Annotated in this window: 12 protein-coding genes and 1 tRNA gene; 3 read left to right on the top strand and 10 right to left on the bottom strand. The window is 69.7% G+C overall.

The genetic code is table 11. The features are described from left to right. The first annotated feature begins 148 nt into the window (after positions 1–148). Positions 149–1204, top strand: a complete 1056-nt coding sequence (locus K377_RS19845) for a LacI family DNA-binding transcriptional regulator (protein ID WP_111664757.1) — start codon at positions 149–151, stop codon at positions 1202–1204. A gap of 87 nt (positions 1205–1291) precedes the next feature. Here K377_RS19845 and K377_RS19840 read toward each other — a convergent pair. The 3 genes from K377_RS19840 to K377_RS19830 form a co-directional block, all read right to left on the bottom strand. Beyond that, positions 1292–1364, bottom strand: a tRNA-His gene (locus K377_RS19840). Between the two features lie 122 nt (positions 1365–1486). Further along, positions 1487–2089, bottom strand: a complete 603-nt coding sequence (gene orn / locus K377_RS19835) for an oligoribonuclease (RefSeq protein ID WP_111664756.1) — start codon at positions 2087–2089, stop codon at positions 1487–1489. Positions 2090–2151: 62 nt separating this feature from the next. After that, positions 2152–3459 (bottom strand): helix-turn-helix domain-containing protein, encoded by a 1308-nt coding sequence (locus K377_RS19830; RefSeq protein ID WP_111664755.1) that lies wholly within the window; start codon positions 3457–3459, stop codon positions 2152–2154. Positions 3460–4603: 1144 nt separating this feature from the next. Between K377_RS19830 and K377_RS19820 the strand changes: the two genes are divergently transcribed. Then, a complete protein-coding gene (locus tag K377_RS19820; RefSeq protein WP_111664754.1) occupies positions 4604–5128 on the top strand; it encodes a universal stress protein in 525 nt (174 codons plus the stop codon). 460 nt (positions 5129–5588) lie between these two features. Here K377_RS19820 and glmS read toward each other — a convergent pair whose 3' ends face one another. Then, complete coding sequence (gene glmS, locus K377_RS19815; RefSeq protein WP_111664753.1) at positions 5589–7406, bottom strand: glutamine--fructose-6-phosphate transaminase (isomerizing); 1818 nt, start codon at positions 7404–7406, stop codon at positions 5589–5591. Positions 7407–7454: 48 nt separating this feature from the next. Beyond that, entirely contained in the window at positions 7455–7712 is a 258-nt protein-coding gene (locus K377_RS19810) for a hypothetical protein (RefSeq protein WP_111664752.1), read from the bottom strand. A 196-nt stretch (positions 7713–7908) separates the two neighbouring features. Here K377_RS19810 and K377_RS19805 point away from each other — a divergent pair, with 196 nt between their 5' ends. After that, positions 7909–9489, top strand: coding sequence for a metallophosphoesterase family protein (locus K377_RS19805; RefSeq protein ID WP_237551576.1), 1581 nt, complete (start codon positions 7909–7911; stop codon positions 9487–9489). A 10-nt stretch (positions 9490–9499) separates the two neighbouring features. On the opposite strand, the gene K377_RS19800 is transcribed toward K377_RS19805, so the two are convergent. The 5 genes from K377_RS19800 to desA form a co-directional block, all read right to left on the bottom strand. Next, a complete protein-coding gene (locus K377_RS19800) occupies positions 9500–10393 on the bottom strand; it encodes a DUF4429 domain-containing protein (RefSeq protein ID WP_111664750.1) in 894 nt (297 codons plus the stop codon). A 65-nt stretch (positions 10394–10458) separates the two neighbouring features. Beyond that, on the bottom strand, positions 10459–12231 hold the full coding sequence (locus K377_RS19795; RefSeq protein ID WP_111664749.1) for an IucA/IucC family siderophore biosynthesis protein: 1773 nt from the start codon (positions 12229–12231) through the stop codon (positions 10459–10461). Further along, positions 12228–12788 carry a GNAT family N-acetyltransferase gene (locus tag K377_RS19790; RefSeq protein WP_111664748.1) on the bottom strand — a complete coding sequence of 187 codons (561 nt, stop codon included), beginning with the start codon at positions 12786–12788 and terminating at the stop codon, positions 12228–12230. Before K377_RS19790 ends, K377_RS19795 begins: the two co-directional genes overlap by 4 nt. Continuing rightward, on the bottom strand, positions 12785–14062 hold the full coding sequence (locus tag K377_RS19785) for a lysine N(6)-hydroxylase/L-ornithine N(5)-oxygenase family protein (protein ID WP_111664747.1): 1278 nt from the start codon (positions 14060–14062) through the stop codon (positions 12785–12787). The genes K377_RS19790 and K377_RS19785 overlap by 4 nt, the downstream gene beginning before the upstream one ends. Then, positions 14046–15488, bottom strand: coding sequence for a lysine decarboxylase DesA (gene desA, locus K377_RS19780; protein ID WP_111664746.1), 1443 nt, complete (start codon positions 15486–15488; stop codon positions 14046–14048). Before desA ends, K377_RS19785 begins: the two co-directional genes overlap by 17 nt. Between the last annotated feature and the right edge of the window lie 15 nt (positions 15489–15503).

Genomic DNA, 15503 nt, shown 5'->3' with positions numbered 1-15503 from the left:
TAAGAACCAGATACGGTGGGAGCGCTCCCATCCGTGATGAGTTGAAGATTCGCGCTTCGGGCGGTGGGTGTCAAGACATGTGACGGCGACAAGTCGCCGCGGTTATAGGGCTGTTAGATTCCGCCTGAGACTCGGGGAGGTAGAAGCCATGGTGGCTCACGGCACTCACGGCAGGCGTCCGACGCTGGAGGAGGTCGCGGCCCGGGCCGGCGTCGGCCGCGGCACCGTCTCCCGGGTGATCAACGGTTCCCCCCGGGTCAGCGATGCCACGCGCGCCTCCGTCGAGGAGGCCATCGCCGAGCTCGGCTACGTCCCGAACACGGCGGCCCGCGCCCTCGCCGCCAACCGCACCGACTCCATAGCCGTCGTGGTCCCGGAAGCGGAATCCCGGTTCTTCTCCGAGCCCTACTTCTCCGGCATGGTCGGCGGTGTCGGCATGGCCCTCGCCGAGTCCAACCTGCAGCTTCTCCTGACCTTCGCCCGCGGCGAGCGTGAGCGCGACAAGCTCGCCTCCTACCTCGCGGCCCACCGCGTCGACGGCGTCCTCCTGGTCTCCGTCCACTCCGACGACCCGCTCGCCGACCGCCTCCTCCAGATGGACATCCCCACGGTGATCAGCGGCCCCCGCTCGGCCGACGAACCGCTGCCCTCGGTCGACACCGACAACTACGCCGGGGCCCGCTCGGCGATCGAGCACCTGGTCTCCCGCGGCCGGCGCTCCATCGCGATCATCACGGGCCCGCTGGACGTGTACGGCGCCCAGCGCCGACTGGTCGGATACGAGGACGAACTGGCCGCCTCCGGACTCGCCCACGACGAGAAATTGGTGGCCTACGGAGACTTCACCGAGGAGGGCGGCCGACGCTGCATGACTGATCTTCTTGAACGCAGCCCCGGCCTCGACGCGGTCTTCGCCTGCTCCGACCTGATGGCCTCCGGCGCCCGCCAGGTCCTGCGCGAGGCCGGCCGCCGCATCCCCGACGACGTGTCCCTGGTCGGCTTCGACGACTCCATGATCGCCCGCCATCTGGAGCCCGGCCTCACCAGCGTCCGCCAGCCCACCCGCGACATGGGCCGCGCGATGACGATGCTGCTCCTCGACGAGATCGCCCTGGCCGCCGAGGGCAAGCGCTCCTCGGCCCGCCGGGGCGCCGAGCGGCACCTGGTCCTGCCCACGGAGCTGGTGATCCGGGCGTCGTCGTAGCCCGCGGGCGTTCGGGGGTCCGGCCCACCGGGCCCCGGGAACGCCGAAGGCCCCGGTTCTCGCGAACCGGGGCCTTCGGGCCTTCAGGGTGAGTGACGGGACTTGAACCCGCGGCCACCTGGACCACAACCAGGTGCTCTACCAACTGAGCTACACCCACCATGTCCGGTCTTTTGTCGTTCTTCTGACCGGCCGAGAAAAAGTGTACAGGGTCCGAAGGGGTGCTCGCGCACCCCTTTTCCCGAAGCCGGGCGGACCCCGTACGAGCGGGCCTGGAAGTGGCTACTCCGCAGGCAGGACGTGCTTCGCGGCGATCGACTTCGCGGTGTCGGAGTCGGGGCCGGGCTGCGGGACGAAGATCGCCTCGCGGTAGTAGCGCAGCTCCGCGATGGATTCGCGGATGTCGGCGAGCGCCCGGTGGTTGCCGTTCTTCTCCGGACTGTTGAAGTACGCCCTCGGGTACCAGCGCCGGGCCAGTTCCTTGACCGAGGACACATCGACGATCCGGTAGTGGAGGTACTCCTCCAGCGTCGGCATGTCCCGCAGCAGGAATCCCCGGTCGGTCCCGACCGAGTTCCCGCAGAGCGGGGCCTTGCCCGCGTCCTTGACGTGTTCACGTACGTACGCCAGGACCTGCTCCTCGGCGTCGGCGAGCGTCGTGCCGCCCGCCAGCTCGTCGAGGAGGCCCGAGGCGGTGTGCATCTGCCGCACCACCTCGGGCATCTGTTCCAAGGCCTCGTCCGGCGGGCGGATCACGATGTCCACCCCTTCACCCAGTACGTTCAGCTCCGAGTCGGTGACCAGTGCGGCCACCTCGATGAGCGCGTCGTTCGCCAGCGAGAGTCCGGTCATCTCGCAGTCGATCCACACCATGCGATCGTTCATGCGCCAACCCTACGGGTCAGACCTTCTCGCTGGCAGACGACGGGCGTCGGCTCCTGAGCGGGTTACTGGGGTGCGGTCCGCGGCCCGGGCAGACTGGCGCGCCCCGGAGCGAACGCGTCGGACGGCGGCCGGCCGCCCTCCAGGTGCCCGGAGTGCCCCGAGTGTCCGGTGTGCCCCGTCGGCCCGGTCGGCAGCGACGCCGCGTGCGCGCCCAGGCCCGACGCGGCCGCGGCCGTGCGCCGGGACTGGCTCGGCACGGCGCCGGGGCCCGTGGGGTCGCCCGGCATGGTGGCGAGATCGACCGACGGCTTCTCCGCCGCCCTGCCGTTCGCCCCCGGACCGTCGCCCGACTGCGGCCGGCGTGCCCGGTAGGCCGCCCGGTACGCGGCCGGGGACGAGCCCAGCTGCCGCCGGAAGTGGCCGCGCAGTGCTACGGGGGAGCGGAACCCGCAGCGCCCCGCGACCTCGTCCACGGAGTAGTCGGACGTCTCGAGCAGCCGCTGCGCCTGGAGGACCCGCTGTGTGATCAGCCACTGGAGCGGGGCGGACCCCGTCAGCGACCGGAAACGGCGGTCGAAGGTGCGGCGGCTCATGTACGCGCGAGCGGCGAGCGTCTCCACGTCGAACTGCTCGTGTAAATGCTCCAGCGCCCAGGCGACGACCTCGGCCAGCGGGTCCGCTCCGATCTCCTCGGGCAGTGACCGGTCGAGATAGCGCTCCTGGCCGCCGCTGCGGCGCGGCGGGACCACCAGACGGCGGGCGAGTGCGCCGGCCGCCTCGTTGCCGTGATCCGTGCGCACGATGTGCAGACACAGATCGATACCGGCCGCGGTGCCGGCGCTCGTGAGTACGTCGCCGTCGTCCACGAAGAGCTCGCGCGGGTCCACATGGACCGACGGATATCGCTTTGCCAGTGTCGGTGCGTACATCCAGTGCGTAGTGGCCGGTCGGCCATCGAGCAGACCGGCCGCTGCGAGCACGAAAGCGCCCGTGCACAGGCCGACGATGCGTGCTCCTTCCTCATGCGCGCGACGTATCGCGTCAAGCGCCTCCTCCGGGGGCGGCGAGGTGATCGACCGCCAGGCCGGCACGACGACCGTGCCCGCCCGCGAGATCGCCTCGAGCCCATGAGGCGCTGTGAGTTCGAGCCCTCCGGTGGTCCGCAGGGGTCCCTCTTCACCGGCGCACACGAGCAACCGGTAGCGGGGAACTCCCGCGTCCTGACGGTCGATTCCGAATACGGAGAGCGGTATGGAACTCTCGAAGATGGGTCCGCCGCTGAAGAGCAGCACCGCGACGATCTCGCGTCGCCTGCGCCCTGACAGCTTGCGAGCCGCCGCCTCCGGCGCGGTGGTGGAGTCGTGGCTCATCCTGCTAAGCCCCCCTCGGTGATCGCGGCTCCCTCAATACTTTGACGGGCTGTTCGCTCCTGCACGTTTCCCCTCGGTCCTGCTGAAGTCCCCCGCCGCCAAAAACTCGACCAGTCATGATCGAATCTACTGTGTCTCCGGCTGCCCCTGTGACCAGTTAAAGACCTGGCACATTGTCGACATGGCAACTTGGCGTGAAGCATTCGATCACGAAGCGTTGCACTCACGGGCGTTGCTGGGAAGTGCGCCTCAACTCAGTGGCCAATCCCCGTAGGGTGCGCGGGGGTTTTGCGGCCCTTTCAGCCCTGGTGGGAAGGGGGTTGGAAGCGGTGAGGAGCAAGGAAAGCCTGTGCGGCCGAAGTTGGCTGAAAATGTACGCAGTAGCGCGTTGAAACGCATCAGTCCACCGGCGCACTCTGCCCGGCTCGGTGCCCGCCCCTGTGCGCCCCCTGCCCCGTGCGGCCGTGCCTACCACGATGCGTGCAGCATTGTTCAGTGTGCAACCGCACGGCATGACGTTCGGACTGACGCAGGAGCAGCCGGCAGGCCGCGGTGACCGCCGCGAGGCCCAGGGCGGCCCCGGCCGCGCCGGCCGCCGAGATCCCGTAGCCGACGAGAACCAGCGGCACCAGGACACAGCTGAAAGCCGCCCACCGGACGACGTCGCCGGCCCCGTCGGTGCCCGGGTGTGGCTTGTCATGGGTGTGCGGTGTCGGCCGTGTGTGCGACTCGGGCGCGCGGGCGGGGGCCGGGATGCTCCGGCGCGAGCCGGTCGTGCGGTGCGCGGTGGACGGTCCGGGCACGTGCTGCTCCTCGGTGCTCCCTGGGTCGTGACGGTCGGGAGTTCAACGCGCGGCGTGCGTCCCGGTCACTCGATCCGCCCGCCGAGTGGCCCACAAGAGTGCGCAAACCGCCTGTACGGGGCAGCAACCATTGCCATACGGTCGGCGCCTCGTGCATGCTCCCCTGAACGCTGCGGAGCGCACGCACGTACAGGCCCGAGAGCGGGCCGGAGTCTGGGCAGAGGAGGAGTGTCGCCGTACCCTTGGGGGTATGGGGTTGGGAAGATGATTCCCGGACACAGCTCCGCCGATCAGATGTCGTCCCCTCATTTGAGGCCCACGAGGTACACGCCGAGACACTCATGGCCGGTCACGAATTTTCCGAACCCGAAGGCCGCAAACGGCAGGTCGCCGACCCTACGACGACCCCCCGAGCCGCCGAAGAGCCCCGTCACGCCTGTGACCCCGCGTTCAAGCACGGCGTCGTCGTCGGCTTCGACGGGTCGACGTCCAGCGAGCGGGCCCTCTCGTACGCGATCGGCATGGCGCACCGCTCGGGCTCCGGGCTGATCATCGTCCATGTCGCCAATCGGCTGCCGACCACGGTGTGGGCCGGCTGTGAGCCGCCCGTCTTCGTGGACGTGCCCGACCATCGCACCGAGGTGCTCGGTCTGGAGCTGGCCTGCGCCGACTATCTCTCCGAGGTGCCCTGGATCCTCGTCGAGCGGGGTGGCGACATCTGCCACGAGCTGGAGGAGGTCGGCCGGGAGTACTCCGCCGACGCCATCGTCGTGGGCTCGACCCACGGTCTCGTCGGGCGGATCTTCGGTTCGGTCGCGGGGCGGCTGGCGCGGCGCGCGCAGCGGCCCGTCGTCGTCATTCCGTAACTCTTCGTCCGTCCAGGTGAGATGCGGCGGAGGGTTCTTCAACTCGCTTGCGGGGAACGGTCGTTGAATTTCGCGGCCCTGGCTGAATCTACTGGTGCGTAGAGGTGCTTTGTGCCCTTGTGAAGGGTACGTACCGGTCGCTGGGTGACGGCCATGTCGGGCCGGGGCAATGGGCGGCCCCGGCCCTCCGGGGACGGGTCCCTTCGCGTCGGGTGGCACGCGAAGGGACCCGTTCGTTCGGCGCGGCACCGTCTGCCGGGTGCCGTCGTGTCGCGGCTGCGGGCCGGTGGGGCTTCTCGCGCAGTTCCCCGCGCCCCTGAGGCATGCGCTGCGCGCAGCCTCCCCTGGGCGAGCGCAGCTCGCTTCAGGGGCGCGGGGAACTGCGCGACCAGCCACGACGAGAGCCGCGGGTGCGAGCCGGACCGGCTCACCCGCGGCGCGTCGGCAGCGACGGTGGCGGCTACTCCACCGTCACCGACTTGGCCAGGTTGCGCGGCTTGTCGATGTCTCGGCCGAGGGCCAGGGCCGTGTGGTAGGCGAGGAGTTGGAGGGGGATGCCCATCAGGATCGGGTCCAGCTCGTCCTCGTTCTTCGGGACGACGATGGTGCGGTCGGCCTTCTCCTGCTCCTGGTGCGCGACCGCGAGGATGCGGCCGGAGCGGGCCTTGATCTCCTCCATCGCGGCGCGGTTCTTCTCCAGCAGGTCGTCGTCCGGGACGATCGCCACGGTCGGGAGCGCGGGCTCGATCAGCGCCAGCGGGCCGTGCTTCAGCTCCGACGCCGGGTAGGCCTCGGCGTGGATGTACGAGACCTCCTTGAGCTTCAGGGACGCCTCGCGGGCGACGGGGTAGCCCCGGACGCGGCCGATGAACATCATCGAGCGGGCGTCCGCGTACTCCTCGGCGATCTTCTTGATCTCCGCCTCCTGGGCGAGGATCTCCGTGATCTGGGCGGGCAGCTTGCGCAGGCCCTCGATGATGCGCTTGCCGTCGGCGACGGAGAGGTCGCGGATGCGGCCCAGGTGCAGGGCGAGCAGCGCGAAGGCGACCGTGGTGTTCGTGAAGCACTTGGTGGAGACGACGCAGACCTCCGGGCCCGCGTGGACGTAGACGCCGGCGTCGGACTCGCGGGCGATCGCGGAGCCGACGACGTTGACGACGCCGAAGACCCGGGCGCCCTTGCGCTTCAGCTCCTGGACGGCGGCGAGGACGTCGTAGGTCTCGCCGGACTGGGACACCGCGATGTAGAGGGTGTCGGGGTCGACGACCGGGTTGCGGTAGCGGAACTCGGAGGCCGGCTCGGCGTCCGCGGGGATGCGGGCCAGCTCCTCGATCATCTGGGCGCCGATCAGGCCCGCGTGGTACGAGGTGCCGCAGCCGAGGATCTTCACGCGGCGGACCGAACGGGCCTCGCGGGCATCGAGGTTGAGGCCGCCCAGGTGCACGGTGGAGAAGCGGTCGTCGATGCGGCCGCGCAGCACGCGATCCACGGCGTCGGCCTGCTCGGAGATCTCCTTGTGCATGTACGTGTCGTGGCCGCCCATGTCGTAGGAGGCGGCCTCCCACTCGACGGTGGTGGGCGAGGCCGTCGTACGGGTGCCCTCCGTGGTGTACGTACGGAAGTCGTCGGCCTTCAGGGTCGCCATCTCACCGTCGTCGAGCGTGACGATCTGGCGGGTGTGGGAGACCAGCGCGGCGATGTCCGAGGCGACGAACATCTCCTTGTCGCCGATGCCGAGGACGACCGGCGAGCCGTTGCGGGCCACGACGATGCGGTCCGGGAAGTCGGCGTGCAGGACCGCGATGCCGTACGTGCCCTCGATCAGCCGGAGCACCTCGCGGACCTTGTCCTCCAGGTCCGTCGCCTGCGAGCGGGCGATGAGGTGGGTGAGGACCTCGGTGTCCGTCTCGGAGAGGAACTCGACGCCCTCGGCGGTCAGCTTCGCGCGCAGCTCGGAGGCGTTGTCGATGATGCCGTTGTGCACGACGGCGACCTTGTTGTCGCCGGACATGTGCGGGTGCGCGTTCTCGTCGGAGGGGGCGCCGTGCGTGGCCCAGCGGGTGTGCGCGATGCCGGTCGTGCCCTTGAAGCGGGCCGGGACCTTCGCCTCCAGGTCACGGACGCGGCCCTTGGCCTTGACCATCTTCAGACCGGCCGCCTTGGGGCTGGTGATGACGACGCCCGCGGAGTCGTAGCCCCGGTACTCCAGGCGCTGCAGCCCCTCCAGGAGCAGCGGCGCCACGTCACGCTTGCCGATGTAACCGACAATTCCGCACATAAGTTGGTGAAATCCCCTCTGCGTGAAGCACTCGTTCGGTCGGCTGGTTCAGCCGTAGACGATCCGGCGGAGCTGCCGGAGCGAGAGCTCCGGCGGGGCCACCGCCCGGTAGGGCAGTTCCGCCGCGATTTGTTCGAAGATCGCCGCGTTCACCAGGCCCTGACCCTGGAGCTCGCGGTGGCGGCGGCGGACGAAGCCCTCCGTCGGCTCGTCGTAGTAGGCGAGCACGTCCTGGATCACCCGCAGCGCCTCGCCCCGGCTCAGGGCCGTGGTCCGCGTCAGGTGATCGACAAGTTCCTCGTGCACTCGGTAGATCCTGGGGGACGGCAGAGGGTTTCGCAAGAATTCTGCCCGATATCGGGCAAGCGGCGCCCGGTCGCAGCGGTCGGCCCGGGTGCCGTAACGGAAGCTGTGAAGGTTTGAAGGGGGCCATGCCGCTTGTTCGGCGCGCGTTCATCCGGCGTATCCGACCGGGATGGTTGCCACCAGCACCTTTCGGGGCATGGACATTCCACGTATGGGCGTTCCCGCCGAACTGGCCGAGCGGAGCCTCGCCGAGCAGCACGAATACCTGCGCAGCACCTTCTCCCGCCGCACGATGATGCGCGGCGGCGCCGTCACCGTCGGCGCGATCGCCGGCGGGGTCTTCGTGCCGGGCGCCGTCGCCCAGGCCGCCCCGGCCGCCGCGCCGGTCAGCGCCACGGCCGACATCGACGGCGCGCTCGTCGCCCCCTTCGGCCGGCACCTCTCCTACGGCGAGGACCCGCGCACCGAGATGACCGTCTCCTGGCAGGTGCCGGCGCCGGTCAAGAACCCGTTCATCCGGATCGGCTCCAGCGCCGGTGAGCTGTCGCGGAAGATCTCCGCCGAGGTCCGCGCGCTCTACACCCCGGCCGGGGTCGGCACCAGCGCCGACCACACCCAGTACTACGTGCACGCCAAGCTGTCCCACCTGAAGCCGGGCCGCACCTACTACTACGGCGTCGGCCACCAGGGCTTCGACCCCGCGTCGCCGAAGTTCGCGGGCACCATCGGCACCTTCACCACGGCGCCCTCGCACGCGGAGCCCTTCACCTTCACCGCCTTCGGCGACCAGGGCGTCAGCTACCACGCGCTCGCCAACGACTCCCTGATCCTCGCCCAGGGCCCGTCCTTCCACCTGCACGCCGGTGACATCGCGTATGCCGACCCGTCCGGCTCGGGGCAGACCACGGACACCTTCGACGCGCGCACCTGGGACCAGTTCCTCGCGCAGACCGAGTCCGTCGCCAAGACCGTGCCGTGGATGGTCTCCTACGGCAACCACGACATGGAGGCCTGGTACGCGCCGCACGGCTACGGCAGCCAGCAGGCCCGCTTCGAGCCGCCGGCCAACGGCCCCGACCCGGAGAACCTGCCCGGCGTCTACTCCTTCGTGCACGGCAACACGGCGATCATCTCGCTCGACGCCAACGACGTGTCGTTCGAGATCCCGGCCAACCTCGGCCTCTCCGGCGGCACCCAGACGAAGTGGTTCGAGGCGCAGCTGAAGAAGTACCGCGCGCACAACTCGGGCATCGACTTCATCGTCGTGTTCTTCCACCACTGCGCGTACTGCACCGCCACCGCGCACGCCTCGGAGGGGGGCGTGCGCCAGGAGTGGGTGCCGCTGTTCGAGAAGTACACCGTCGACCTGGTGATCAACGGCCACAACCACGTCTACGAGCGCTCCGACGTGCTCAAGGGCGAGAAGGTCACCAAGGAGCTGCCGATCGGCGGCACCGTCTACCCGGAGACCGAGGGCGTCGTCTACGTCACGGCCGGCGCGGCGGGCAAGAGCCTCTACGCCTTCCCGGTCACCGACTCGTACGAGGGCAACGAGAAGCAGACCGACCCGTTCGCCTCGTACGTGACGGAGAAGGGCGGCGCCAAGAAGGCCGTCACCGTCGACTGGTCGCGGGTGCGGTACACCAACTACTCGTTCCTGCGGGTGGACGTGAGGCCCGCGTCCTTCGGGCGCACGGCGACCCTGACCGTGCGCGGCATCGCCGAGACCGGCGCCGAGATCGACAAGTTCGTGGTGGCCCGCAAGTCCAGGCGCTGAGCCGGGCGGCTCACAGCCGCTTGAGCACGGCCTGCTTGGCCGCCGCGAACTCCTCGGCCGTCAGGATCCCGGCCTGGTGCAGCTCGCCCAGTTCGCGCAGCCTGCGCAGCAGGGCGTCGTGGTCGTCCTCCGGCACCTTCGCGGGTGCCGGAGGCGCGGCCTCGGACGACTTCTCCAGGGCGGGGGCCGCGCCGGCGGCCGCCGCGCCCGGATGCGGGAGCCGGGCCTGCACCGCCGCCGCGACCAGCGCCATCAGCGGGTCCTTCTTGAAGCCCCACAGCTCGATCGAGTTCGGGTCGTACTTCGGCGGGGCCTTGGTCGGCGAGGAGCGGACGGTGAAGCGCAGACAGCCGTTCTCCAGGCCCGCGGCCGGATGCCACTCCACCGCGGCGATGTCGGCGAGGGCGAGCTGCCGGGTTCCGGCGGTCGCCTTCGCGTCCTCCGTCTTCCAGTTCCACTCCAGGCGGACGTGCTCCCCGTCGAAGCCGGCCGTGCCGTCGCCCGCGGAGACCGAGACCGGGACGGCGGGGCCGGGCAGCAGATAGGCGGTGCAGGGCGATGACGGGACCTGTTCGAGCAGCAGCGCGGCCCGCACCTCGTCCACGAGGTACTCCGCGACGCCGTAGCGGTCCGACTCGACGGTGAGCTGGTACGGGTCCGTGCCCTCCGTCAGCTTGCCGCCGGTCGCCTGCAACAACGGGTCCGCGCCGTCGCGCAGCCGCAGCCGCAGCCGCCCCGACTTCCGGCCCTGCTCGAAGGAGACACCGGCCAGGGCCGCGAGCGGGACGGTCAGTTCACCCAGCGCCCTGCGCAGCAGGTTCACGCTCTTGTCGCGTCCGGGGACGAGCCGCAGCGTCTCGCCGTCGAACGTCCACGTCCCGTCCCGCTGGATGATTTCCGCCATGGGGCAATTCTGGCAGGGGCCCGGGGGGACCGTCCCCCGAGCCCCTGCGGTCCGTGGGCCCGCGATCAGGCGATCGGGTTGTCGAGATCGCCGACCAGTTGCAGGGCGCCCGAGGGGTCGGACAGGTCCACCATCTGCTCGTTGTTGCGCAGCTGGAGCCGGTTCAGGCAGGACAGCGCGAAGCTCGGGGCGAACATGTCGAACCGGTCGAACTTGTCGGCGAGTTGGGGTGCGGACGCCTGGTAGTCACGTACGCAGTCCGCGACCGCCGCCCAGAACGTGTCCTCGTCGACGACGCCGTCCCCGACCAGGTTCGCCGCCAGGAAGCGGAAGAAGCAGTCGAAAACGTCCGTGAAGATCGACAGCAGCTTCATGTCGTCGGGCACGTCGGCGCGGATGCGGTCGACCTTCGGCGGCAGCACCGCGTCCGGGTCCATCACCGCGATCTCCTCGGCGATGTCCTTGAAGACGGCCCGCTGGACCACGCCCCGCTCGTCCAGGACCAGGATGACGTTCTCGCCGTGCGGCATGAACACCAGGTCGTAGGCGTAGAAGCTGTGCAGCAGCGGGGTCAGGTACGCGCGCAGGTACGGCTTCAGCCACTCCTTCGGCGTCAGCCCCGAGCGCTCGATCAGGGCGCCCGCGAGCGAGCGGCCCTCGCGGTCCACGTGCAGCAGCGAGGCCATGGTGGCCAGGCGCTCGCCGGGGGCCAGGGCCGGGACCGGGGACTCGCGCCACAGGGCCGCGAGCATCTTGCGGTAGGGGGAGTAGCGGTCGGTGGCGGCCTCGTACTCCAGGTGCCGGTAGCCGACGGCCGCCCGCTCGCGGATGATCGTCAGGCCGGTGCCCTTCAGCACCTCGTCGTTCTCGATGAGCGCGGCGAGCCAGTCGTTGATCGCCGGCGTCGCCTCCATGTACGCCGCCGAAAGGCCGCGCATGAAGCCCATGTTGATGACCGACAGGGCGGTCTTCACATAGTGCTTGGCGGGGTCGGTGGTGTTGAAGAACGTACGGATCGACTGCTGGGCCAGGTACTCGTCGTCGCCCTCGCCGAGGCAGACGAGGTGCCGCTGGGCGACCTCCGCCGCGAAGGTGACGGACAGCTTGTTCCACCACTGCCACGGGTGGACCGGGATCAGTAGGAAGTCCGCCGGGTCGAGGCCCTGCCCGCGCAGCGTGGCGTCGAAGCGGTCGAGGGTCTCCCGGCCGAGTTCGGCGCGCAGGAACGACTCGTACTCCAGGCCGGTGCCCGCCGTGAACGCGGCGCGCTCGCGGGTCGCCGCCAGCCAGATCAGCCGGACCGGGCTCGCGGTCTCCGGCGCGTACGACAGGTACTCGTGGATGCCGAAGCCGAGCCGGCCGTTGTTGGCGACGAAGCACGGGTGGCCCTCGGTCATGCCCGTCTCGATGGCCTGGAATTCGTCGGTGGCCGCGAGTTCGGCGGCGGACAGGCCCGGCTTGGCCAGCTTGTAGCAGGTGCCGGAGAGGGTGGAGGAGATCTCCTCCAGGTAGACCGGCAGGATCGACTCGCTCAGGCCGAGCGAGTCCTTCATCTCGATGAAGAACTCCAGCGCGTTCAGAGGGAGTTCGGCGCCGTCGCGCTGCCGGGTGACGGACTCGGCCGACACCTGCCAGTGGTCGAGGCGCAGCCGCTGGGCCGCGAACCGGTAGCTGGTCTTGCCGTCGTCGCTGCGCACGACGTACCGCTCGTCGCCGGCCGGCTCCGGTGCGAGCAGCCGCTCGTGGGTGAACTCGGCGAGCGCCTTGCGGATCAGGAGGCGGTTGGCCTCCGCCCAGTGGTCGGGGGTCAGGTGGGAGACTGCGTCCGCGATGCTCATGCTCGCGCGCTCCTTCCGGTGGCCTTCTCGAACTGTTCGCGCGTGCAGAAGCTCAGCAGCGCCTTCTTCTCCGGCTTGTCGATCTCGCGCGCGGGGACGAAGCCGACGGCCTCGTTCAGCGCGTGCACCGCCGTGTTGCGCACGTCGGGCTCGACGACGACGCGCTCGACGGCCGGGTCGGTGAAGAGGTACTCCATGACGGCCGTGATCACGGCCCGGGTGAAGCCGGATATGCGTATCTCCGACGGCGCGGTCAGGAAGTGCATGCCGATGTCGCCGGGCTCCGGCTCGTACAGGCCGACGAGCTCGACGTGGCGCGGGTCGTAGCGCTCCATGAGGAACGCGGGCTCCCCGTCGTGCAGACCGAGGAACGCGTCGTGGTGCCCGGACGCCGCGATGGACATGTACTCGCGCTCGACGTCCTCCAGCTTCGCGTCCTGCATCAGCCAGAACGCGGCCTTCGGATCGGTGACCCAGCGGTGCAGCAGCTCCGCGTCGGCCTGCGGGTCGACGGGGCGCAGGGTCAGCTTGCCGAGCGTGTGGGTGGTGGTGCTCATACTGCGAACTCCTGGAAGGCGATGGTCTTCTCGACGGGGTAGTACTCGGTGCCGAGCAGCTCGCCGATGATGTAGCTGTTGCGGTAGGCGCCCATGCCCAGGTCGGGGCTGGTGATCGAGTGGGTGTGCACGCCCGCGTTCTGCAGGAAGATGCCGCTCCCGGTGGTGTCGATCGTGTAGTTGCGGGCGACGTCGAAGCGGCCCCGGCCGTCGAGCCGGATGCGGTCCTTGACGGGCTCCAGGAACGCGGGCGTCGCGTACTTGTACCCGGTGGCGAGGACCAGACCCTCGGTCTCGATCTCGTACGCCTTGTCCTGCTCCTCCTGGTGCAGGCCGAGGGTGTACGTGCCGTTGTCGTCGTAACTGGCCGTGCGCAGCGCGGAGTTGGTGAGCAGCCGCGTCGGGACCGGGCCGTCGAGGCCCTTCTGGTAGAGCAGGTCGAAGATGGCGTCGATCAGCTCGCCGTCGATGCCCTTGAACAGGCCCTTCTGCCGCTCCTCCAGCGAGTACCGGGTGGCCTCCGGCAGCGCGTGGAAGTAGTCGATGTAGTCCGGGGACGTCATCTCCAGCGTCAGCTTGGTGTATTCGAGGGGGAAGAAGCGGGGGGAGCGGGTGACCCAGTTCAGGCGGTAGCCGTGGACGTCGATCTCGCTCAGCAGGTCGTAGTAGATCTCGGCGGCGGACTGGCCGCTGCCGACCAGCGTGATCGACTTCTTCTGCTGGAGGGCCTGCTTGTGCTGCATGTAGCGGGAGTTGTGCAGGACTCCGTCGCCGCCCAGCTCCGCGCAGGACTCCGGGACGTAGGGCGGGGTGCCGGTGCCGAGCACCAGGCGGCGGGCGCGGTAGGTCTCGCCGGTGTCGGTGGTGACGACGTACAGCTCGGTGTCGTCCTCGAAGCGGACCTCGGTCACCGTGGTGCTGAAGCGGATCGAGGAGAGCTTGCCGGCCGCCCAGCGGCAGTACGCGTTGTACTCGACGCGCAGCGGATAGAAGTTCTCGCGGATGTAGAACGAGTACAACCGCCCCGATTCCTTGAGGTAGTTGAGGAAGGAGTAGGGGGAGGTCGGGTCGGCGAGGGTCACCAGGTCCGACATGAACGGGGTCTGGAGGTGGGCACCGTCGAGGAACATGCCCGAGTGCCACTCGAAGTCCGGCTTGGACTCCAGGAAGACGCCGTTCAGCTCGGCTATGGGTTCGGTGAGAGCGGCGAGACCGAGGTTGAAGGGGCCGAGCCCGATCCCGATGAAGTCGTAGGTCTCAAGAGGCGCGGTCAAGGGTTTCTCCCAGGTACTGCTCGGCGTGGCCGGCGATGAGGTCGAGGACGGCCTTGATGTCGTCAAGGGTCGTCTCGGGGTTGAGCAGGGTGAACTTCAGGTACTGGCGGCCGCCGGTCTTGGTGCCCGCCACGACCGCGTCGCCGGAGGCGAACAGGGCTTTGCGGGCGTAGAGGTTGGCCCGGTCGATCTCGGCCGGGTCGGTGACGGTCGCGGGGATGTAGCGGTAGACGAGGGTGGACAGGCTCGGCTCGACGACCACGTCGTAGCGCGGGTCGGCGGCGAGCACCTCCCAGGCCCGGTGGGCCAGTTCGCAGACCTCGTCGAAGAGCGAGCCGATGCCGTCGGCGCCCATCACGCGCAGGGTCAGCCACAGCTTGAGGGCGTCGAAGCGGCGGGTGGTCTGGAGCGACTTGTCCACCTGGTTGGGGATGCGCTCGGCGACGGTGCGGCGGGGGTTGAGGTACTCCGCGTGGTAGGTGGCGTGCCGCAGGGTGGCGCTGTCCCGGACCAGCACGGCGCTCGAACTCACCGGCTGGAAGAAGGACTTGTGGTAGTCGACGGTGACGGAGTCGGCGCGCTCGATGCCGTCGAGCCGGTCCCGGCGGGTGCGCGAGGCGAGCAGTCCGCAGCCGTAGGCCGCGTCGACGTGCATCCAGGTGTCGTACTGGGCGCAGAGCTCGGCGATCTCCGGCAGCGGGTCGATGGAGCCGAAGTCGGTGGTGCCGGCGGTGGCGACGACGGCCATGGGGACGAGGCCGTCGGTCTTGCAGCGCTCCAGTTCGGCCGCGAGGGTCAGCGTCCGCATCCGCTGGTCCTTGTCGACCGGGACGGTCACGACGCACTCCGGGGGAAGGCCGAGCAGCTTCGCGGACTTCTGGACGCTGAAGTGGCCGGCCTCGGAGGCGAAGATGCGCAGTCTGGCGAGGTCGTCGGTCTTGCTCTCCTCGCGGGCGAGCAGCAGCGCCTGGAGGTTGGACTGCGAGCCGCCCGAGGTGAAGATGCCGTCGGCGGCCGGGCCGAGCCCGATCCGGGCGGCGGTCCAGTCGATCAGCTTGCGCTCGATGAGCGTGCCGCCCGCCGACTGGTCCCAGGTGTCGAGCGAGGAGTTGACCGCGGACAGGACGGCCTCGCCGAGCACCGCCGGGATGACGACGGGGCAGTTGAGGTGGGCGAGGTAGCGCGGGTGGTGGAAGTAGACGGCGTCGCGGAGGTAGACGTCCTCCAGCTCGTCGAGCGCGGCGATGGTGTCGTGCAGCGGCTCGTCGAGGTTCACGGCGTCGACGGTGGGGGAGAGGGCGTCGGGTGTGACGCCGGTGAACGGCCGTGAGGTGGTGGCGAGTTTGGCCGCCACCCGCTCGATTCCCTCGGTCACGGAGCTGCGGTACAACTCCGCGGTCGTGTCATTGAGCAGGTGCGAGCGCATGAACGGTTCCTCCGG

This window comes from Streptomyces sp. PsTaAH-137 (assembly GCF_003259365.1).
In the GTDB taxonomy this organism is placed as follows: domain Bacteria; phylum Actinomycetota; class Actinomycetes; order Streptomycetales; family Streptomycetaceae; genus Streptomyces.
Note: the sequence above shows the minus strand (reverse complement) of the source record. Positions and strands in the feature narration are given on the sequence as shown.

Bases quoted from the DNA above. Each gene is read 5' to 3' on its own strand.
- K377_RS19800 (WP_111664750.1), bottom strand. From the start codon at position 10,393: ATGGCGGAAATCATCCAGCGGGACGGGACGTGGACGTTCGACGGCGAG.
- orn (WP_111664756.1), bottom strand. From the start codon at position 2,089: ATGAACGATCGCATGGTGTGGATCGACTGCGAGATGACCGGACTCTCG.
- K377_RS19830 (WP_111664755.1), bottom strand. From the start codon at position 3,459: ATGAGCCACGACTCCACCACCGCGCCGGAGGCGGCGGCTCGCAAGCTG.
- desA (WP_111664746.1), bottom strand. From the start codon at position 15,488: ATGCGCTCGCACCTGCTCAATGACACGACCGCGGAGTTGTACCGCAGC.
- K377_RS19845 (WP_111664757.1), top strand. From the start codon at position 149: ATGGTGGCTCACGGCACTCACGGCAGGCGTCCGACGCTGGAGGAGGTC.
- K377_RS19790 (WP_111664748.1), bottom strand. From the start codon at position 12,788: ATGAGCACCACCACCCACACGCTCGGCAAGCTGACCCTGCGCCCCGTC.
- K377_RS19795 (WP_111664749.1), bottom strand. From the start codon at position 12,231: ATGAGCATCGCGGACGCAGTCTCCCACCTGACCCCCGACCACTGGGCG.
- K377_RS19805 (WP_237551576.1), top strand. From the start codon at position 7,909: ATGGACATTCCACGTATGGGCGTTCCCGCCGAACTGGCCGAGCGGAGC.
- K377_RS19820 (WP_111664754.1), top strand. From the start codon at position 4,604: ATGGCCGGTCACGAATTTTCCGAACCCGAAGGCCGCAAACGGCAGGTC.
- glmS (WP_111664753.1), bottom strand. From the start codon at position 7,406: ATGTGCGGAATTGTCGGTTACATCGGCAAGCGTGACGTGGCGCCGCTG.